Below are 21687 nucleotides of genomic sequence, written 5' to 3' on the forward strand. Positions count from 1 at the left end.
TCAATCCTCCTTCCGGAAGAAAAACTGTCGGTATTCCACGGGGGTGACACCCATTTTTTTCTTGAATAACCGTGAAAAATATTTTACTTCCTGATAGCCGACCATTTGCGCGATTTCATACAATCTTAATTGGGCATCCATCATCAATGTTTTCGCCTTCTCCATACGAAGCCCAGTTAAATATTCAACAAACGAACTGCCGGTTTCGAGTTTAAAATAAGAGCTCAAATAGCTCGGATTCATTTGCACATGCCGCGCTGCGTCTTCTAACGAAATGTCTTGCGAATAGTTCGATTGCATGTAGGAGAGCGCCTTCTCGATAGTCCGATTCTGCTTCTGCGTTCTATTCCATTCCATAGACACAATACATGATTGGGTAAGACTTAACATAAATTCAACATACTCTTCGAGTGTAAAGTTCCTGTCAAATAAGTCGATAGGACGAGCCATATTCGCGAGAACTAGATCGTACATTTTTTGTTCATAGGTCAATCGAATAACGGCGGAAACCAATTGTAAGCAAAACCTCCGAAACAACCGGAACGAAACATTTCTTTGTTTGACCGTTTCTATGAACTTGGTCAGAACGAGCGAAGATTGATGGGACTGACCGCTTCGAATCGACTTGACTAGCTCCATTTCCAACGCGTTCGGGTAACCAACCTCAATGATGTCCTCCATTTTCAAATCGTCGTAATCGCTTACTGTTCCGCACCCGTAAAGCCATTTATTTTGTAAGGCAACGCGTGCATGCTGCAGAATTTCCGGCAGCTCGAGGTAAGAGTCCGTGACGTCGCTGATCCCGATGGAAATCGATATTTTGAGCCAGCGGCTGACTTCCTCAATACTTGTTTTGGCTAACTGTCTCGTATCGTATTCATTAATCGTGAGAAAGAACAAGTGAGCACCGCTCACGAATAAAAAGTGAGAATCCGAGTTTGTTTTCATCTCGGTAACATCCTGGACAATATTACGGACGGCAAACAAAACCAACTGTCTGTCCCCCCATTGATCCTCGTTGATCAGTTCATCAATGAGATCCACTTCAATGACCATGATCCGAAACGTAGAAATATCGTTAGGGATTAAAGGGCTGAGCTGCTCCGGAGGCTCTTTCTCCTCTTGGAGTCCGAGCAGCCAATCCTTCCACAGCTTCGAATAATTCGGTCGGCTGGAGCTGGTCTGAGATACCGCTGGAACCAATTGTCGTTCCTTCTTCACTCTTTTCAGCACACTCTCGATGTCCTCAGGCTTTAGAGGCTTTAACAAGTAATCGAAAGCGCCATATTTAACTGCCGTTTGCGCATATTCAAAATATCCATATCCCGATAGGATGACGACATGTACCGGATATTCCTTCAAATGACTGAGAAGATCCAACCCGTTCATATGCGGCATGCGGATATCCGTGATGACCAGATCAGGCATCTCTTTTTTGACCGCCTCCAGCGCATCATACCCGTTCTTGGCTTCACCAATCACGATCCAATCGCTGTCAAGCTTCGGAATTAAACTCGTCAGTCCTCTGCGAACTCTCGGCTCGTCATCTACCACTAAGACCTTGTACATGTTGATCTCCCCCGTTGTGTCTTAACGAATATAAGGCAGGACAATGGTGACAATGGTACCTTCTCCAAAGACCGAATGTATCGTCGTCCCGTAACTCGGCCCATACTCCATCTTCAACCGCTCATCCAAATTGTAAATGCCGATGCCATGGCTTCGGCGCTCTTTAATTTGTTGGAGCTTATCCGCTGAAATACCGCCGCCGTTATCTTCAACGATGACCGTAAGCTTCATCTCTTCTTCACTCCCGGTACTCTGAACCGTGATCCGAATGACGCCGCCTGTATCGATATCTTCCATCCCATGGATGATCGAATTTTCTAAGTAAGGTTGAAACAGCAATCTCGGTACTTTTAAATCCAACGTGTCAATTTTCACATCAAAAATGACTTCAAATTTATCTTCAAATCTCATTTCTTGCAAGTAAGCATAATTTTGCGCCCACTTTAGCTCCTCTTCGATCGTAACCAGCTGTTCGCCCGGCTTGATCGCATATCTCATAATATCGCTCAGAGAGGTAATCATACGGCTGATTCGGCTTTGGTCATTCTCGATCGCCATCCAGTTAATCGCATCAAGTGAATTGTAGACAAAATGCGGATTAATCTGAGCCTGAAGCGCCCTGACTTCAGCTTCTTTTTCCTTATTGGAAATCAATCTAACTTCCTTAATCAGCTCATTTATCCTTCCACGCATACTGAGAAACGCGGCCTGCAGCATGCCCATTTCATCTGAAGATTGGGTTAGCTGCGTCATTTCGAAATTGTCTTTTTGAATATGCTTCATCGCTAGAGCCATTTGGCGTATCGGACGTGTAATATAATTCGATGTAAATGCAGCCAGAAAAATGAATAAAGCGGCGAAGGCAACGACCGTTGCCGCTAGGAAACGCTTCAGATCATTGGTTTGCGCGTTCAAATCGGATTGCGGCACAAAGGAGAAATAATACCAACCGTTATAAGCGGAACGCAGGAATGTGCCTCGATAAGGACTGCCGTTAATTTCCTGAGTAAAGCGCCCGTCTTCCTGTTGATCCAATTGATTAAAGAAAGGATAAGTCGACAAATTAATGCCGTAGGCATCTGGATTTCGGTTCCATATCAAGTTGCCTTGATGATCGGTAATTAATAATACGCTATTCGGGCTCACTTGAACGTTACTGATGATTTTATCCAAAGCATCGATTTTTACGTTAGCAATTAAAGTGCCTAACGTTTGAAGAGAATCATACACATCCTTGACCTGCATGCCTACTGCAAAATAATGCGAAGTCTTGGAATTGTACTGATTAGGCGGAAGCTCATAGCTTGGCAGCCAAACAGCCCGTCCGGTACCTAAAGAAATGAAACGATCCCACATCGGATGATCTCGGTAAAATTGCGTAAAAAGGTTAGGTCCTTTAAAATCACCGAAATACGTAGCTTTAAGCGTGAACAAATAGATGGAATCCAAATCATCCTTCCCTCTCAGGAAGTCGCGAAGAAAGCGATTCACGGAATCGTCGCTCAGTGATATCTGATCACTTGACTTCGTTTCAATAGAATCACTGAGTTGTTTAATGATATCTTCATGCTCATAAATATCGTTCAATTGGGATTCGTATCCCTTGAGAAGCTGGCTAACGTTTTGATTGACGAGTGTGAGTACCTGCAGCCCCTCTTTATCCGTTCTTTGTGACACGAGGTCTTTGGAGCTTTGGTAGAACAGGATGCCGAATATCATTAATGGCGATAAAATAAACAACACGAGAATAATCATTAATTTCGTCCGCAGATTCCAAGTTTTCAGGAACGATAGATGCATGGACCCCTTCTCCAATTCACGTAGTCTTTGACAAAAGTATAACATAAGCTATCTGGAACGCAGTCAGAAAAATCATCCATCTCCATCTGCGAGATGAAAGAAAAAGTGCTTTACACCTTGGTAGGTAAAAGCACTTGCAGCCTATCTATGCGTTTCTGATCCGTCTCACATTTTTCATAACACTATCTATATCTTTACCAAATACATCATGAAGCCTTTTATATTGGTTGTATAAGTCCTCATAAATCTTAACATTCTCAAGAATCGGGCTTACGGTCTCCTCTTTGACTCTGGCCATAAACACGGCTGCCTCTTGGATAGAGCTGTAACCGCCTGCCTCAGAACCGGCTACAACCGCTGCAAACATCGCTGCACCGATAGCGGGAGTTAATTCGGTGTCAGACAGCCTGATCTCCATATTGTTTACATCCGCGTAAATCTGCATGAGAAGCTTATTGCGTTTCGGCAGGCCTCCGCAGGCATACAGTTCGTTCACGTCCAGGCCACCCTTGCGGAAAGCTTCTACAATCGTACGCGTACCGAAAGCTGTGGCTTCGAGAAGCGCCCGATAAATGTCTTCAGGCTTCGTGCTAAGTGTTATCCCTAGTATCAATCCGGTCAAGTCTGCATCCATTAAGGTGGAACGATTGCCGTTGTGCCAATCCAGCGCCAACAACCCGCTTTCGCCAGGTTGCAGCTGCGAAGCCTTTTCCTCCAAAAGTTCATGGATGGAAATGCCTTTCTCTTGAGCTTCAGCTTGCACATATGCCGGTACGGACTCCTCAACGAACCATGCGAAAATATCACCTACGGCTGATTGTCCAGCCTCGTAGCCAAACAAACCTGGAATAATGCCGTCTTCCACAACGCCGCAAATGCCCTCAACGGATCGTTCTTCCTCGGCAAGCAGCATGTGGCAAGTGGATGTGCCCATCACCATGACCATCTTCCCCGGAGAAACTACGCCTACGGCAGGTACTGCGGCATGCGCGTCAATATTACCCACTGCAACCGCAATTCCTGGGCAGAGATTCATTTGTTCGGCAATTTCGGGCAGCAGGCTTCCGGCCAAGCTTCCGAGTGGCGATACCTCACCACGCAGCTTCGTCGCATATAAATCTGCTAAGCCGGGGTGCAGCTGCTCCAAAAACTCGCTGGATGGATATCCTTCGTTTTTGTGCCAATTGGATTTATACCCGGCTGTGCAGCTGTTTCTTTTCAACTGACCTGTCATTTGCGCGACGATCCAGTCTGCGGCCTCCACGAATAAATCCGCCTCCGTGTAGACTTCTGGATCTTCTTTTAATATTTGCAAGCTCTTCGCCAGCATCCACTCCGAGGATAGCTTGCCACCGTAACGCTGCAGCCACCGTTCTTCGCGGGCTTCGGCCAGCTTATTAATAGCCGTCGCTTCTTCTTGCGCCGCGTGGTGCTTCCATAGCTTTAACCATGCGTGGGGCCGTTCCTTCCATGCGTCTTTCAGGCAAAGCGGTTGAAACTCCGTATCTACGGGCAGCATGGTGCAAGCCGTAAAATCGATGCCAACGCCGATCACCTGAGACCGATCGATCCCGGAAGCTTTGATCACGGCAGGTACGGAAGTGCGCAGCACTTCCAAGTAATCATTTGGATGCTGCAAAGCCCATTCCGGCTTCAGCTTCATGCCGTTAGAGGGAAGAAACTCATCCATCACGCCGTGGCGATAGGGTGTCACATGTACGGCTTCCTCATGTCCATTCTGAATATCAACGAGCACCGCGCGGCCCGATTGGGTTCCATAGTCAATTCCGATTGTATAAAGCCTGTTTGATGCTGGCATAAGTACCTCCTTAGAGTTTTGCTTTAGCAAAACTTTCTTCGTAAGCGTAAGCTAGTTAACGATATAACGGCCCGAAGTTCGCGCATGCGCGGAAATCGGCACCCGTAGGTTCCATCACGCCGAATGCGGTCCACGTACTCGGACGGAAAACGCGATCTTCCGGAACATTATGCATGCAAACCGGAATGCGCAGCATAGCTGCCAGCGTAAGTAAATCGCCTCCAATGTGGCCGTAGCTGAGCGCGCCGTGATTGGAACCCCAGTTATTCATCACAGAGTAAACATTCTTGAAGACACCTTCACCCGTAAGGTTCGGTACGAACCATGTCGTCGGCCATGTCGGATTCGAACGTTGGTCGAGCTTGTCATGAACGTCGTCCGGGAGCTCAACCGTATAGCCCTCAGCAAGTTGAAGAACGGGACCAAGCCCTTTGATCAAATTAATGCGAGCCATGGTAACCGGCATTCCTTCGCGTGTCGTAAAGTCGGTGGAATACCCGCCTCCGCGGAAGAAGTCAACGGCTGGGCACCACTGCGTCGCTTCCAGACATTGCTTCGCTTCGTCCTGCGTAATTTCCCAGAACGGCTTCATGGCAGGCTTTCCGTCTTTCTCTTGTCTGCCGGTTCCATCCAGTGCCGCCGGGCCGGAGTTAATGAGGTGTATAATTCCGTTTGCTGTCATTCCTGTCAGCTGATGGCCTGTTACGCGCTTCACCGCATCCGGACTCCAGTACGTGCGCACATCAGCGAAAATTTGTGCCGCGTCGGTCAAGAGGTGACCGAAAAGCATCGTAATTCCATTGAGCGTATCGTTCTCAGTCGCAAGCATGTAAGGCTCGCGGATGCCGTTCCAATCAAAGGAGCTGGTCAAAATTGCTTCCATGAAGTCACCGTTCGGGAAGTGATCCGTCCAAGCCCGTTGGCCTTGGAATCCCGCTGCAATCGCGTTGCGTCCGAGCGCTTCCTCGCCGTAACCCAATTGCGCGAGCTTCGGATTGCCCACCATCATGTCACGGGCGATGAGCGTCATTTTCACCACAGTCTCCCAATCACTTTGCTTCTGCTCATCCGTCCTTGTCAAATGCGGCGGGTTCACGTCCTGACCAATTTGACAGTTTTCTTTGGTCCACCCGAGAGCTTTCTCAAACTCCTCAGGATCATAGATTCCTCGTTCCATTCTGCGCACGAATTCGCTCATATCCACGTACTCGTTTCTCATGCCCAAGTAGTTTTGGAAAAAGTTCTCGTCTACGATGCAGCCTGCGATTCCCATCGATACAGATCCCATCGACAAATACGACTTCCCTCGCATTGTTGCTACGGCAAGACCCGCTTTGGCGAATTGCAACAATTTAGCCTGTACATCCTCAGGGATGGAATTGTCCCCCATATCCTGCACATCTTTGCCGTAAATGCTGAATGCAGGCAGTCCTTTCTGGTTATGAGCGCTCAATGCTGCAGCCAAGTATACGGCCCCAGGACGTTCCGTTCCATTAAAGCCCCAGATCGCTTTGGGCAAATGAGGATCCGTGTCCATCGTTTCAGTCGGGTAGCACCAGGAAGGAGTTACTGTGATCGTTACTCCGACGCCCGCGCGCGTAAACTTTTCTGCTGCCAGTGCAGCCTCCGCAACACCGCCGATGCAGGTGTCAGCAATTACGCATTCCACGTTCAACCCGTTCGAATGTTTCAAATGGTCGCTCAAGAAACGAGCCACTGTAACGGCCATATCCATCGTGACATCTTCTAACGATTCACGGATTCCTCCTCTTCTTCCATCAATGACAGGACGAATACCGATTTTCGGCATAGAACCTTGCAAACGATTTTCAACTTTAACAATTCCCATGATTGATCACTCCAGCTTTTCTGAAATTTGTGTGTTACTGGTCATCTGATGTAACGATACCTTTTCTTATCATTACGTTGGCATATAAGGCGCCTTCACTGGTAGCCACTACCGCGTAAGCATTTCTGCATCGCTCATAAAAAGCGGAACGTTCCAACGCCACGATTGGAACAGGTTGATTCGCGGCACGCTGAACAATTTGCTTGTAATCTTCCCAAATGCCAGGCACAACAGGGTCGCCGGGATCTACTTGCATGACGGTGACTGAATCAGCAGATATATCGAGAGGAAAAAGCTTAAGCACAGCCTCAAGAAACGCGGATATTCCGTGCCCGTCTGCCCTTAATAGTCGCTTGGCGCAACTGGCCGCAGGAAAATTGCCGTCGCCTAGAACAAGTTCATCCCCATGTCCCATCTCCATGAGAATTTTAAGCATCTCGGGTGATATAAGACTCGGTATCCCTTTTAACAAGATTCTCAACCTCTCTTCTTACAGCTGCAAGGATCTAATTTAATAATGTGTAATCGATTACGTAATCGTTTACACATATTCTAATTCCGCAAACATTCGTCTGTCAACCACATTTTTCTTATTCATCCCACGCATTTTTCGAGAACAAAAATAGTCTCCCCCGCCTAAAAAATTTCCCGTTACATCTCCACTTTCGTTGCATATATAATGAAATATTCGCAGGTCATACCATTGCAAAAAAAAACTGCAGAATCCTCCGTTGTTTTTATGAACCCAAACACAACTAACCACCTTTAAGGACATGAATAGTCCGAACAGGTGGTCTGAATTGTGCCTTTATAGTTTGTAACCTATTTATTTGCTATATCCTGTCCATGCCTAGCTCAGCCAAACGATCCGTCCTATCGGCCACATCGTTAAATGACTTCACGTTCATCATTCCCTGGCAGCTCAGGAAACTTCACATGAGGCTCAGCCTGATACCAGAACACAGTTGAGGCAATATCGCTTTGCTGCGGCAAATATCTTCTTCCGGAACGCCAACCCAAATCTTGGATCGTCACCTTTAGCTCCTGTTCGAAACGGATCGGATCCATCACATGCCAGCGATACATGCCAAAGCGCTGCTGGCTGCGGTACAGACCGTCAGGCTTAATGACCTGGTGCATCCCCAGAAATGGTGTCGAATACGTGCCATACTGCCCTTGCGGCTGTTCCCAATTCCAAGCCCCGCCAAAATAATCCTCGGTTCCGGTACCGCATATCGTCGGGAATTCATCGTCACCGTCCATGTAGAATTTAATTTCTCCTTCTCCCCACCAGCCTGTATTGTTGACCTGCCAAGCCAAGTAAGTGCCTACGTAATGTCCTTTACCATTCACGCCGTCGATAAGCGTATGAACACCCTTATAAGGGACAGGGTTGCTTCTTCTCCATTGCGCATGCAAATAAGCCATGTCTTCCGGTACTTCAGTCAACGTGTAGTCGACTTGGTAATACAGAACGATCTTATCCGGTTCAAGGTTTTCAACTGTAATCTTGGCAGATTTGCGGAAAGGCATTAACCAGTAGCTGTTCATTCCCCCTGCCGGGTTGACAGCTATCGGAATCGAATTGACATTACATCGTTCCTGCCAGCCATTGCAAAAAAAGTCGCCGAGCGGGACTTCGATGGAAGGCTCCGTCTCCTCATCCCAGTACATACGGATAATGAGGTTGCGCCAATGGCTGGGGAAGCAGGTTAACCATATATGTTGAATGGCTCCCGGCCCTTCGATTTCCGCCATTGTAAAAATCGCTCCGGCCTCAATCTCTACCGATGGAGATAACTTCCAGCCGATGCCCAAATCCCTTGCGCAATCGGCGCCCGTTCCCTCTACCGCCATGCCCCCTTTTCCATTGTCACCTTGGAAATTCTCCGCGCTGATGGATCGAGTCTTGGCATTCGATAGTCGCGCCAAACTTCCCATTCCCATATCCAAACCATTAAACATAACCATGCCGTCTCTCTCCTATCCGTTTTTAATTAAGGGTTACCTCTTGCTCTCCACCTGTTAATCCATATATAATGTAAACGTTTACGGTAATAATAGTATCAAATTTGTCCGTCCTATGCTTTGCCCGTAATTGTTAAAACATGTCCATTCTTGCTTTATTGGAGGCGAAGATTTTCATGGAAACTGATAAAAAAAATCTCCTCATGCATCTCTCTCCGAACGTACGCAGAGCGTGGAACCATCGTGTACCTGAGATGAAGATGAAACCAAGAATTATTTTCGATTATGAGCTCTTGTATTTGGAACGAGGCGTACTTAGTGTCCGGATTGAAGAAACGGTCTACGCCCTTGAGCCGGGCGACATCGTTCTTTTTAAACCTGGGAAAGAACATGAATTTCTAGGGTCAGTCGGTGAAAGCTGGATGCCGCACATTCATTTCGATGTGCTGTACTACGACAATTTTGAGGATGTTCCCATTAATTTCAAAAGGAAGACCGAATGTCAGGAAATCGAGACTACCTGGATTCGTCCGGACGTGCTCGGCCATATTTTAAACATTCCCGATGTCATACGGATTAAGAATCACAGTGAGATTCATCTAAGCTTGATTCAATTGATTCATGCCTACGAAAGAAGTGATACGGACTTCCCCATCCTTCAAAAATCCCTGACACTCAGAATCCTTTATCTGATCTTGAAAGGCCTGGAGCCGGCCGTGAGTTCCCCGTTTATCCTTCATCAAACCGCTTTGGAAAACACCGTTACGCACATCATAGAAAACTATGGTCAGTCTATCAGTCTTGATGATTTATCAAAAATAGCCTGTCTAAGCGTTTACCATTTCTCAAGACTGTTCAAGCAAAAATTTGGACTCTCCCCCCATCAATTTCAAATGAAATATCGGTTTGAAAAAGCAAAGGAACTCATGATCTACAGCCAGCTTTCCTTGACTTCCATCGCCGAAAAGATCGGCTATAGCAGCGTATTCGCCTTCAGTAAGGCATTCAAACAGTCAGAAGGTGTGTCACCTAGGCAATTCATGCAGACGTACCCGGGTGTCTAGCGGCGAATCCACACCTTTGTCATTTAGCTGTAATCATTGTGCTTAAAACAGAGAACCATGTGCTCCTTGTCGATATGGACTTTTTTAGGCACTCTCGAATGGCAAATATCCTTGGCATACGTACAGCGATTTGCAAATTTACAGCCGTCAAGCCCGTACTCCTTGTCTTCCATATCAGGAAGCACCCTATCTTCGTTCCATTTCTTTCCCACTCTAGGTATTGAATCTAACAATAATTCCGTATACGGATGTGATGGCTTATTTAATATAAGTTTCGCATCGCCGAATTCAATTAATTGCCCGCGATACATCGTCGCAATATAGTCGCTAACATAGTAGGCCGTTGAAAGGTCGTGCGTAATGTAAATAAAATTAACTTTGTACTCGTCTTTGAGCTTTTTAAACAAATTCACAATATTCATACGCATGGAAGCATCAATCATCGCTACAGGTTCATCGGCGACAATCAAACTCGGTTTAGGAATCAATGCCCGCGCGATAGAAATCCTTTGCAGCTCTCCACCTGAAAATTGATTCGGATACTTCCCCCTAATATGGTCAAGTTCAAGCCCGACTGAATGCAAGACTTCACTCACAACCATTTGGGCTTCTTGTTTATTCTTGGCGATATCCAGGTTCAATGCCGTTTCAAATAAATAGGTGTCCACCGTTTTTCTCATACTGAATGAGGTGAAGGGGTTCTGGAAAATGGGTTGTACTTTCTTTAGGAACTCTTTTCGGTTTTTTCGTTTGTCGTAATGAGTCAAAGGGATTCCATCTAACTTAATCTCGCCCGATGACGGTTCTTGCAGGCGCAGAATCATTCTGGCCAATGTCGTTTTCCCGCATCCGGATTCGCCTACGATACTCAAAATTTGCGGTTTGTCTCCTGGCAGTATCAGATCGATCTTGTCTACAGCTACGATTTTCTTGCCCAGCAGCATGCCGCCGATTTTAAACTGCCGCGAAAGATTATTGATTTCTAAGCGATTATGCGCCATGCTTCTCCACCTCCGCGGCAATATCCACATCACTCAGCAAGTGGCAGCTGGCAAAATGATCTGCCCCAATCTCATATCGGGCCGGTTCCCTGGTACGGCATAAGTCCATAGCAACAGGGCATCTTGCCGCAAACCTGCATCCTGCGAGGGGCTGTTTCAAACTAGGAGGCGTGCCAGGAATTCCTTCCTTCTGACTGTTGTCACCTACTTTAGGCAGTGCGCTAATTAACATTTTGGTATAGGGATGCTGGGGATTAGTAAAGATCTGTTCCGTCGGCCCAACTTCGATCATTTGCCCCGCATACATAATGCCCATTCGATTCGTGATTTGATAATGGACACCCATATCATGGGAAACGATAACCATTGAATTCCCCATTTTCTTTTGGACGCGGGACAGCATGGTCAAAATTCCTCTTTGGACGATAACGTCCAGTGCAGTTGTCGGTTCGTCAGCCAGTACAATTTCCGGATGGAGAAATGTAGCCAATGCAATCAACACACGTTGCCGCATCCCTCCGCTTAATTGATGGGGATAAGCGTTCAACACTTCAGGCGAAAGCTCCAATTCTTTCAAATAGGCCGCGATTTCGGCTTCCAGCTCTTTTTTGTTCTTTTTATCATGGTATTTGCTGATTGCATCGAAAAACTGGCTTTTGATTCTGGCCACAGGATTCATTACGTGCATCGCACCCTGCGGTACATAAGAAATGATCTTCCACCAACTTTTGTGGATGTCACCGTTTTGATAAACCAGCGGATTGCCATTTTTATCTGTCGAATGGATCTCTACGGAGCCTTCTGAAATTTCCAGGGGATAGCTGATCAAATCGTACATGACTTTCAATAATGTCGATTTGCCGCAGCCCGACTCACCTGCAATGCCAAAAATTTCATTTTTTCGAACTTCAAAATTGACATGGTCCACGGCTTTCACGTATTCAGTCAGCATGTTGTATTGTGCGCTTACGTTATTTAATCGCAGCATGTTATTTCCCCCTCCTTAACGCAGAATATTGTTGATATCCTGTCATAGTCAGGAATAGAGCAATGAAAATCAAAACAATGGCGATTACGGGTGAACCGATCCACCACCATCGTCCGGCTAACATAGCCTGATGCTGGTTTGCCCAGTAGATCATCGTTCCCAGTGTCGCTTTCTCGTTGCTGGACATTCCGATTACGGCCAAACCGGATTCGGAGCCTATGGCAACCAGGATCGTATTAACGAAGTTCGCAACGGACCAACCCGCCACATAAGGAAATATTTCTTTCACAATAATTTTCATTGTGCTTTCACCTGAAAACACAGCGGTATTGATAAATTCTCGCTCACTCAACGATAATGCCATGGAACGAAGCTGTCTTGCCGGCCACGGCCAGTTAAAAATAATTAATACGAGTGCGATGTAAAATAACGAGGCTCTTCCTTTCATCAAGCTCCCTAATAGAATCAATATCGGCAGGGAGGGGATCACGATAAAAGAATCCGTAAGCAACGTAATCGCTCTGTCGAGAAAGCCACCTTTAAATCCAGCCAAGAGACCGAGCAGCGCGCCAATCACCGTTGCGAAAAAGGCAACCACAATCCCTATAATAAAGGAGTTTTGTACAGACTTAGCCAATAACCAAAATGTATCTTGACCAAGATTGGTCGTACCGAAAAAATGAGCCGAACTCGGTTTTAAGTTTTTCGGATATGTCCCCCACTCGGTGGGGTTGCCCGGGTGGAAAAGAGGAAGGATAAATCCTAAAATCAGAAAGATCCCCAAAATGAACACCCCGGTTTTCAAACGAAAGTTCCAATTTTTCATGCGTATTCCTCCACTACTTATAACGCACCCGGGGATCCAGGAACGGATACAAGAAATCTATAATAAATGTCGCGCCTGCCACAGCAATAATCGAAATGGTAATCGTTCCCATAATTAAATTATAATCTGATTGCAAAATGGCTCCAAAGATTAAAGTTCCTATCCCCGGATAGCCGAATAAGTATTCCGTTATCAATGCGCCGTTAAAAATACTCCCGAGCTGCAGAGCAAGCATGGTAACTTGAGGCAATGCGGCATTGGGCAGCACATATTTGGTCATGATTTTTCTTTCTTTCAGCCCTTTCAAGCGGGCGAAGTGCACGTAATCTTCTTCTGCAATGCCAGAAGACAATGTTTTCATACTAATGACCCACCAGCCGGTTCCGACTAAAATAATAGAAAGCGCCGGAAGCGCCGAGTTCACAAGCAGACTCTTGATATGCTCCCAGGAAAAGCCTTTCCCCATAAAATTCGCCGAAAGCGGGAATATGGGAATGATGTAAGCAAAAAGCATGATTAAAATTAACGCAAATATATAATAGGGAATTGGATACAAGGCGATAGAAATGGCTTCCAGTACTTTGGAATACGCTTTCTCCTTGCGGAATCCTGACAAGAGACCGATGGCATTTCCGATAAGCCAGGAAATCAATGTGGATATAAGCAGCAATCCCATTGTCCACGGCAATGCACGACCAATGAGCTCGTTTACCGGTGTCGGGTAATTGGCCAGAGACGGTCCGAAATCATGGGTAAAAACAACTCTTTTGATAAAACCGAAATATTGCTGCACGATCGTACCTTGCAAACCGAACGATTCGTTTAATGTTTTACGCATGGACTCAACTGCTCCCGGCTCCATAAAAGCCGATTTGGAAGTCATTCGACCGATCATTGCTTCCACGGGATCAGAAGGTAAAAATCTCGGCACAAAAAACACCGTTGTGATGCCGATAAATACGACGAGTACAAACGTTATTGCTCTGGAAAGCAAAAACTTATAAAATCCCACAGGAGTCACTTCCCCTCTTTTAACATCTAGATCCAATGGTAAGGCTAAAATCGCATACCGAGCCAAACGGGCCCGGTATGCGACCTATGTTGGTAAATAAGGCTTTACTTACCCGTAGGCTTGAAGTGAGGCGTGTAGTATTTAAACTGTGACCACCACCACCACGGGCCTTCAAATGCATTTTTAGATGTTTGGAAACCAGTCCAATAATACGTATCGACAGGAACGAATTTCGAGGTGCCGAACATAGGGATGAACGGCATACCCTTAACGAATTCCTTATTGATTTCAGTAATATGGCTAATAACCTTAGGGTCGCTGCTTTGCATGCCGGCTAACTCGTCGATCAATGAGCTTACTTTGTCGTTGGCCCAGCGATTGCGGTTACCTGGCGCTTGTTTTCCGTTATCAACAATGTATTGTTTATGCCATCCTTGGAAGTTAGCGGTGCTGTCAGGCAGCAAACCGCAAGCCGGCCAATAGGAACCAACCTCAAATGCGCCTGTAGATTCACTATCCCAGAATGTAGCGCCATCCATTTGTTGAACATTTGCGTCAATGCCGTTCTTTTTCCAGCTGTCTGCTACCGCAAATGCAAGTCGCATAGATTGCACTTCGAAGTTGGCAGGTGCGTTGATCGTCACTTTCCATGGTGTGCCGTCAGGTTTCAACCATTTGTCGCCTTGCTTCTTGAATCCTGCTTTTTCAAGCAGTTTACCGGCTTGGGCAGGATCGTATTTATACCAACCTACCCCAAAGGTGTTCACAGCTTCTTTCGTATCTGTCGGCAAACCTTTAATGCCTTGCTGCTTCAACATTTCCACCATGTCTGTCGCATAGCTTTCGTCAAATGGCTTGTAACCGTCGCTTAGTTGGAAGTCTTTAAGCCAACCTACCATAGGCTTGTGGTATTTCTCTTGCAGCACAGAGATCGGCGGAAGTTGAATCGGTGAAACTCTCAGCATCCCGCCGAAAGTAGCCAAGGATACGTTCTTGATATCCGTCATCAAAGCCATCGCCCAGCGTACGTCCTCATTGTTGTACGGGGCTTTCGAAGCGTTAAAAGACATACCTCGTTCACAAGGGTCATTCATATCTGCGTAAGGGAAGTTTTCATACCAGGCAAGAGCCGTTTTGTTCTTTTGACGAAGTACATCCCAACTCTCAGGCGTAATATCCTGCAGAATGTCCATCTCATGTTGAATGGATGCGATGATCCGTTTTTCTTCCGGCCCGAAGAACTTGAACAGGATGTATTGCGCGCCGGGCTCACCAACGATTTTACCGATATCGCTCTTTTGCCAGTCTTTGCGTTTCTCATAGAGGAACCAGTTCCCCTGTGGATCACGTGATTTCAACGTATACGGTCCGAGACCGACAGGATCCTTGAACTTAAATTTCGTCGGATCTTCTTTTTCCCAAATATGTTTAGGCATGACTCGGAAGGCAGTTCCCCAGATGACTACACCTAATTTTTGGGCTAATCTAGTTTCAGGGTTAACCGTTTCTACCTCGATCGTATATTTATCTAGCGCTTTCATACTTTTCACGAGGCTCGCGTAATAACCGCTATATCCGAGTTCTTTCGTTTTAATGATCATATCTGACGTGTACACGACGTCATCTGCCGTGAATTCCACACCATCGGACCAAGCTAATCCCTCTTGCAGCTTGAATTTGAATTTCGTATTGGTGTTGTCCAGAGGCTCCGGAAATGTCGCCGCCAAGTCAGGAATTTGTTCCCCTTTTTCTGTATTAATTTCCCATAAGCTAGAGAAAATCAATTGATGGAACCCGGCATCCATCGGCACCGCACCTGGCACGTAAGGATTCACCAGATCCGGGTCAGCGGTTTTACCGCTCAAAATGTCAACAATCAGTGTTTGATTTCTTGGCGTACCGACATCGGTCATTTTCCCGCCGCCCACAGTGTTTGCAGCGGTTGCAGCTGCACTTGCCGTTGGTTTATCCGAGTCCGTACTTGCAGGCTCTTGCGTGTTAGATGCTTCTTCACTGCATGCACTCATCAGCAGCATTAACGCTAAAACCAAGCTGATAAAACCTTGCTTTTTTCTCACTTCGACTCCTCCTTTGTACGATTTATTAGATTGTATCAGCTGTGCAAAATTAAAAATTTTAATAATCTTTGATTTCTTTTAAAAGCATTAGCACTTTTATGAAACCGTTTTCTGAAAATCCTTGGGGCTCATATTTTCAACGTTTTTAAACACAGTGCTAAAATAAGCAGCATCTTGAAAACCTACCATTTCTGCCACTTGATACACTTTTAAATCCCTTTGTCTTAAAAATTGCTTCGCCATACGCACCCTGACTTGATTCAAATATTCACTGAAAGTGATATTCATATATTTCTTGAATTGGGTGCTAAAATACCATGGATTCAGAAACACGGTGTCCGAAACCGTCTTCAAGCATAGATCTTCCATATAATGAGTTTCAATATATTTCTTCACAACATGAATGTATTGAGGCGTAGGCCCTTCGACATGCAAATTCGTAACGATGTCCATGATCATATTTTTCAACCAATCTAATAACGTTCGGCAGGTGGGCAACAGCTTGATTTTTTCAATATAATCCGCAAATTCACCGCTAATAGGTTGAAGTCCATGATCCATCAATTGATGTTCCAAATACAGTACTTCTTTCACTGCCTCATTCTTTAGCAATTTCGGATCCCAGAAAGAATCCCTGTGATACAGTTGATTCCACTTCGTTTCTAGATAGTGACTCAATTTTTCAAAATCTCCATTCAACAAATATTTTCCCAGTATTTCGCTTGAAAAGTAATGGCTAAAATGCAGCGTTTTTTGCTTGTCCACATATTTCTGGTACATCTCCACATCCAAAACTAGGGTCATTTCATTGAATTGTAAAAAGTCAATCATTTCCACACAAAAATCAAACGTATGACTCAAGCGCGCCGGGCCATGATGGCAGTCGGCAACGACCCAGTTCGTGGAATAACCTCTCTGGAACAAGCTTTGCCGATAACCGTAAAATCGCTGCCTTGCTGCGGTTACATCTAAGGAATGTTGAAAAAGGATTACGTAATGAGGATCAACCGCGATACATTCAACAAATTCCTTGGGCATATTCCCTTTCTTCAATTCTTGTTTGAGATGCTCCATAAATCCCGAATCTGTGCATCCTTGAACGGAAACAACGGCCATTTTTAGGTTATCGTAATCGGCATACTTTTCGAACCATTCTTGCTCTTCCGAAATAACCGCTTTATTATCACGCTGCACGATACCTTCTTCAAGCTTACGTAAAATATCCAAAATACTCTGATAGTGACACGGCTTTAATAAATAATCATACGCCCCGTTCTTCATTGTCTGTCTGACGAATTCAAAATCGTCGTATCCGCTCAAAACAACCACTTCGGTTTGCGGGTATAACGTCCGAATCTGTTTTGTAAGTTCAATTCCATCCATATCAGGCATTTTCACATCCGTAATCACGACATCGACGCAAACATCTTGGAGAATGGTCAGTGCCTCCGCAGCGCTTTGAACCATGCTTATTACTTCGTAATTCGGGCAATATTTGTTCAAAATATGTGAAATTCCATGTAAAACAGTCTTCTCATCATCAACGAGCATCATTTTGAGCATATAAAGGTACCCCCTCTTTATATTTAATGATAGCGCTCACATCACTGCCGCCAGATTTATCTCTTTTCTTATGCCCAGTCTCACTTTAATTGTTGTTCCTTTTCCGACTACACTGTCAATAGAAACCCCATACTCCTCTCCATACATATACTTCGCTCTTTGATGAACGAGTTGGATCCCCAACCCCGCTTCCTCGCTTACAGACTCGCAAGTTGACAAGAGCATCTGAATTTTCCCCTCTGACATGCCAATCCCATTGTCGGCCACCTCAAAATACAAACCATCCGCATCCATATAACCCCGAATTTGAATAATTCCATCATGCTTCATATCCTGGAAGGCATATTTAATGGCATTTTCAACCAATGGTTGAATGACCAGCTTAGGAATTTTATAGTCCACTATCTCATGTTGAATCTCAAATTCATATTGCAATTTATCTTCATATCTCATTCTTTGGATCATCAAATAATTCGCTAACTGTTCCATGTCTTCCGTCACTGTCACAAACTCATTTTGATGCGATATCGAGTACCTGAGAATATTGGAGAGGGCAACAATACTTCCTCCAATCTCCTCTTCTTCTTTCATAATGGCCTTCCAATAAATCATATCTAACGAATTGTACAAAAAATGAGGATTTAACTTGGAGAGTAAGCTCAGTAATTCTGCTTTCCTATGATGTGTCTGCTGCTGATAGATCGTTTCAATGAGATGATTAATCCGTTCTACCATGTAATTGAAATGAGAGAAGATCGTTCTAAATTCATCATTGCTCTTATGATCCAGAACAACGTGTAAGTTGCCTTGCTGAACACTTTCCATCCCTCTCATGATCTTTCTTAAAGGCCGCAAAACGACCTGTGCCGTAGCGATCGCGAATGCCATAATAGCCGCTAGAATACAGATGACCATGAAAATAAAAATCCGATTGAATTGGTCGATTTGATGTAGAATTTCGGCTTGAGGCACAGCTCCAATGATCTTCCACCCCTTTTCCTCGAGCTCAACTTCCACTTGGGTACTGAGCATATTGTCCAGAACGGACACCGGTTTTCCAATGAACTCCCGATTTTTCGCGTAAATGATCGTATTATCTTTGGCAAGGTAGGCCTTCCCTTCCTTTCCCAGATGCACTTCATCTAAAATCTGACTAAAAAGGAGTTCATTCAGACTAATTTTGAGTATGCCCAAACGATCTTTTTCATGAATCAGACAAAGGGCGGAGAAAGAATACGGTTCCGACTGTAAATCCGTCCATACCATTTCATCTGGATTGTTTTTGAAACCCTCATTTAACAACTTTTTAATCGTTTCATCCGCTTCAAAAACAGCAGTCGAGTAGTATAAATTAATCGGCTGTGTGCTGACTGGAAAGATGTAGATATTGTCTATCCATTCCATATTGGTTGTTCTTAATATTTCATTACTGATTTTGTATTTGGCGATATTGTAATTAATCGTATGATTTTTAAGATCCGATAAATAATTTTTCACAACTTGATTATTTCTCATCCCCACTGCCAAATTATTAAACTGCTTCGTTTGAAGCTCTACCCGTTTTCCAACCTGATTAACGGTTTCTTGAAAATAGGTGTCCGACTTTTTCAAAATAATGGCGCCCATCCAATGCTGAAATATCCCGATCTGCAACAGTAAGATAAGACTAGAAAAAAGTATAAAAAATAGGATGATCTTCGACTTGAGCGAAGTATGCATGCCGTTCTCCTTTGCAATGAGGTTCATACTCAAATTGTAATCCCATTTATCAAATAAAGATTTAGCCGAACTGAACAAAACTTATCCCAAATTGCTCAATTGAATGATGACGTAAAAAAACAGGCCACCCGTAAGAGGCGGCCTGTAAGAAATTGATTCAACGATGAGTGAAGCGAGTATTTTGAATCGATACATGCTTTTCACCATCCTTGTTCTGCTATGGTTTTTCCAAAACGATATCATCAACTTGAATCCATGAGTCAACCCCCGGAGCCCAATAGCCAACGAAAAGTGTGACGGATGTATTAGAGCCAGAATTAAAGGCGATTGTTTGCTGTGTATAGTTCAGTAAACCTCCATAATTAACTTCGCTAATGACGCCTCCAGACGAGTTGCGTACGCCGAAGAAACCGCCCGAGAAGTTGTTCGAGTTCCGAATCCAGCCCTTCAGCACATAATTGGTGTTCGGCAGCACGTTCACTTGCTGCATCAGGGCGTTCCAATTCGTTGTCGACGTTCGGATCCAGGCGTTATTCGCCCCGCTATGCGCAAAACCGCTGCCTCGGTCGATGCCTTTGCTGTCCGGCCCATCCGTAGTCCAAGGTGCGGAAACCGTTGAATTCGCTTGATTCTCAAAGCCCGCATCCTGCACGACACCGCTGGCATAGTAGACCGCCAATTCACTGATGGAGGTAAATTTTGCACTGCCTCCGGGCGTACCGATGATGCGTATGCCGTCTCCCCAAGTGTCGTCAAACGTAAACGTATATGACTTATTGGGACCTGCCGTATTGTTATAAGGGTAATTCGGCCCGACCTGCACGTTCGTTGCGTCTACCCATTGCGAGTTACGGCGTATCTGCACCTTCAAGTCGCCACTGAACCAGCCGCCGTCGCTAAACATTTGCCCGGTTGTGTAAACGAGTTTGTTCATGTTGTAATTCCGAGGCCACATATAGCCCCACCAGTCTGTCGTCTTATTCTCTTGATCCCAGCTATCCTCATTTTGCGTGGTGCTGTCGTCATTGTAGAATTGTGTATTGCCGTAATGCGCAACCTTCTCGATAGGCTTCGTACCGTTTGCCGGAGCTGCCAAATTGATCGTGTCACTTTTCAAGTTCGCCGCTGTAGTCGAAACGTATGGTTCTACGACGAACTTGCGCAGCGAGAAGTTATAATTGGTCGCTCCGCCGACGAATGTGTTGGACTGTACGTACATCGTTTTCCCGTCGGCGCTAATGTATTTGGAAGGGATAACCGTCGTGTATCCGCCATTCTTCGTATCCGACCAAGGATAACCGCCAAAATCTTTGGTCATGAACTTTTTCCACGGCCCCCATGGCTGCGGCGCTTCGTAAAATTCAAATGTGTACTCCGTCCACGACGTATACAAGTAACGATTTAATGCTTTATTATAGACAATACCGCCCTGCGACAAGACTGACGTATTGCTCGGATGGGCGGAATCGCGGGTGCTTGCGTAAATGCGCCGGTCGTCCTGAAGCACAGGCTTTCGCAGGTTGATATCGCTCGACCAGGTCGCGTTCCCATTCAAGTCTCCGGTGTAAAACTCCCAAGTCGTACGGTTTTGGATACTCGACTTCGGTATTCTCGCGAGGAACAGCTTGTTGGGATCGGACACCGTATTGTCGAACGAATCCCGCCAGTTATTATCGAGCCCGTAAGCGTATACATAATTGTCAAACGTATTCCACGCTGAATTTTGTCCATAGTCAAGGAACATAATTGTAGTGAATGTATGATTGTTAAACATCGGAGCTGCTGTGTTCCATGTCCAAGTCGTACCGTGATCTGTCGATTTCGCGATCGTCGCATTCGGCGCATCATTGAAGTCGAGGTTTAAATCCTGCACGGCCAAATAGAGTTCTCCGTTCACGCACACCATCCCGGTCGGCTTGCGGTTGTAAGAGCCACTTGTGTTCCAAATTTGTCCAACTGCATGATTAGTGGCAAGCGTCGCACCGCTAAGGCTGCCAATGCTGCCGGAAATGCGGTTGACAGCGATGTCAGGGTTCGGTGGCGCAGGCGGTATGCTGTTTGGTGATGTCGAACCGAGCGTAAAGCCTTTTCCATCTCCGTTGGCCGCATACAGATGGCCGTCATCTGCCCAGCACGATGCCCATAAGTCGCCTTGTGAAGCCGTATTGATTGTATCCGACGATTCGATTGCTGTTGTGGAGAAAAAAGTGCTGTCCTGCGGCACGACTGCGTGCGCCGGTAATGACGGCGCACCTGCAAGCATCCAGCAAGAAGCCACTGAAACCAGAATTACGCATTTGCTTTTTTTCCTAAATGTCTTCATATCACTTAGCCACCTTCTTTTTTAAAATACTCTCGGATTTTCTGCTGAGGCTATGTTCTCCGACCTTCATTCAACAAGGCATGTCACACCTCCTTGTAACCGTAACCA

The 21687-nt window shown here is 45.5% G+C and carries 15 protein-coding genes; 1 reads left to right on the plus strand and 14 read right to left on the minus strand.

Annotation, left to right across the window (positions count from 1 at the left end):
* The 6 genes from QFZ80_RS22255 to QFZ80_RS22280 form a co-directional block, all read right to left on the minus strand.
* Positions 1-1569 carry a response regulator transcription factor gene (locus tag QFZ80_RS22255; protein ID WP_307561049.1) on the minus strand — a complete coding sequence of 523 codons (1569 nt, stop codon included), beginning with the start codon at positions 1567-1569 and terminating at the stop codon, positions 1-3.
* A 21-nt stretch (positions 1570-1590) separates the two neighbouring features.
* Entirely contained in the window at positions 1591-3369 is a 1779-nt protein-coding gene (locus QFZ80_RS22260; protein ID WP_307561051.1) for a cache domain-containing sensor histidine kinase, read from the minus strand.
* 145 nt (positions 3370-3514) lie between these two features.
* Positions 3515-5188: a ribulokinase gene (locus tag QFZ80_RS22265; RefSeq protein ID WP_307561054.1), complete on the minus strand. Its 1674-nt coding sequence runs from the start codon at positions 5186-5188 to the stop codon at positions 3515-3517.
* A 55-nt stretch (positions 5189-5243) separates the two neighbouring features.
* On the minus strand, positions 5244-7037 hold the full coding sequence (locus QFZ80_RS22270) for an L-fucose isomerase (RefSeq protein ID WP_307561057.1): 1794 nt from the start codon (positions 7035-7037) through the stop codon (positions 5244-5246).
* Positions 7038-7071: 34 nt separating this feature from the next.
* Complete coding sequence (locus tag QFZ80_RS22275; protein WP_307561060.1) at positions 7072-7509, minus strand: RbsD/FucU family protein; 438 nt, start codon at positions 7507-7509, stop codon at positions 7072-7074.
* 416 nt (positions 7510-7925) lie between these two features.
* Positions 7926-9008 (minus strand): glycoside hydrolase family 172 protein, encoded by a 1083-nt coding sequence (locus tag QFZ80_RS22280; RefSeq protein WP_307554044.1) that lies wholly within the window; start codon positions 9006-9008, stop codon positions 7926-7928.
* Between the two features lie 173 nt (positions 9009-9181).
* Here QFZ80_RS22280 and QFZ80_RS22285 point away from each other — a divergent pair, with 173 nt between their 5' ends.
* Positions 9182-10069, plus strand: a complete 888-nt coding sequence (locus tag QFZ80_RS22285) for a helix-turn-helix domain-containing protein (protein WP_307561062.1) — start codon at positions 9182-9184, stop codon at positions 10067-10069.
* A gap of 23 nt (positions 10070-10092) precedes the next feature.
* On the opposite strand, the gene QFZ80_RS22290 is transcribed toward QFZ80_RS22285, so the two are convergent.
* The 8 genes from QFZ80_RS22290 to QFZ80_RS22325 all read right to left on the minus strand — a co-directional run bounded on the left by QFZ80_RS22290 (position 10093) and on the right by QFZ80_RS22325 (position 21579).
* Positions 10093-11070: an ABC transporter ATP-binding protein gene (locus QFZ80_RS22290; RefSeq protein WP_307561064.1), complete on the minus strand. Its 978-nt coding sequence runs from the start codon at positions 11068-11070 to the stop codon at positions 10093-10095.
* Positions 11060-12058, minus strand: coding sequence for an ABC transporter ATP-binding protein (locus tag QFZ80_RS22295; RefSeq protein WP_307561066.1), 999 nt, complete (start codon positions 12056-12058; stop codon positions 11060-11062). Before QFZ80_RS22295 ends, QFZ80_RS22290 begins: the two co-directional genes overlap by 11 nt.
* Before the next feature lies 1 nt (position 12059).
* Complete coding sequence (locus QFZ80_RS22300; RefSeq protein ID WP_307554036.1) at positions 12060-12884, minus strand: ABC transporter permease; 825 nt, start codon at positions 12882-12884, stop codon at positions 12060-12062.
* A 13-nt stretch (positions 12885-12897) separates the two neighbouring features.
* Positions 12898-13896 (minus strand): ABC transporter permease, encoded by a 999-nt coding sequence (locus tag QFZ80_RS22305; RefSeq protein WP_307554033.1) that lies wholly within the window; start codon positions 13894-13896, stop codon positions 12898-12900.
* A 104-nt stretch (positions 13897-14000) separates the two neighbouring features.
* Positions 14001-15974, minus strand: a complete 1974-nt coding sequence (locus QFZ80_RS22310) for an ABC transporter substrate-binding protein (protein ID WP_307561069.1) — start codon at positions 15972-15974, stop codon at positions 14001-14003.
* A gap of 96 nt (positions 15975-16070) precedes the next feature.
* Entirely contained in the window at positions 16071-17537 is a 1467-nt protein-coding gene (locus tag QFZ80_RS22315; protein WP_307561071.1) for a response regulator, read from the minus strand.
* Positions 17538-17573: 36 nt separating this feature from the next.
* Positions 17574-19256 (minus strand): sensor histidine kinase, encoded by a 1683-nt coding sequence (locus tag QFZ80_RS22320; protein ID WP_307554027.1) that lies wholly within the window; start codon positions 19254-19256, stop codon positions 17574-17576.
* A 217-nt stretch (positions 19257-19473) separates the two neighbouring features.
* Positions 19474-21579, minus strand: a complete 2106-nt coding sequence (locus tag QFZ80_RS22325) for a DUF4185 domain-containing protein (RefSeq protein WP_307561073.1) — start codon at positions 21577-21579, stop codon at positions 19474-19476.
* Positions 21580-21687: the final 108 nt, after the last annotated feature.

This window comes from Paenibacillus sp. V4I7 (genome assembly GCF_030817275.1).
Classification (GTDB): domain Bacteria; phylum Bacillota; class Bacilli; order Paenibacillales; family NBRC-103111; genus Paenibacillus_E.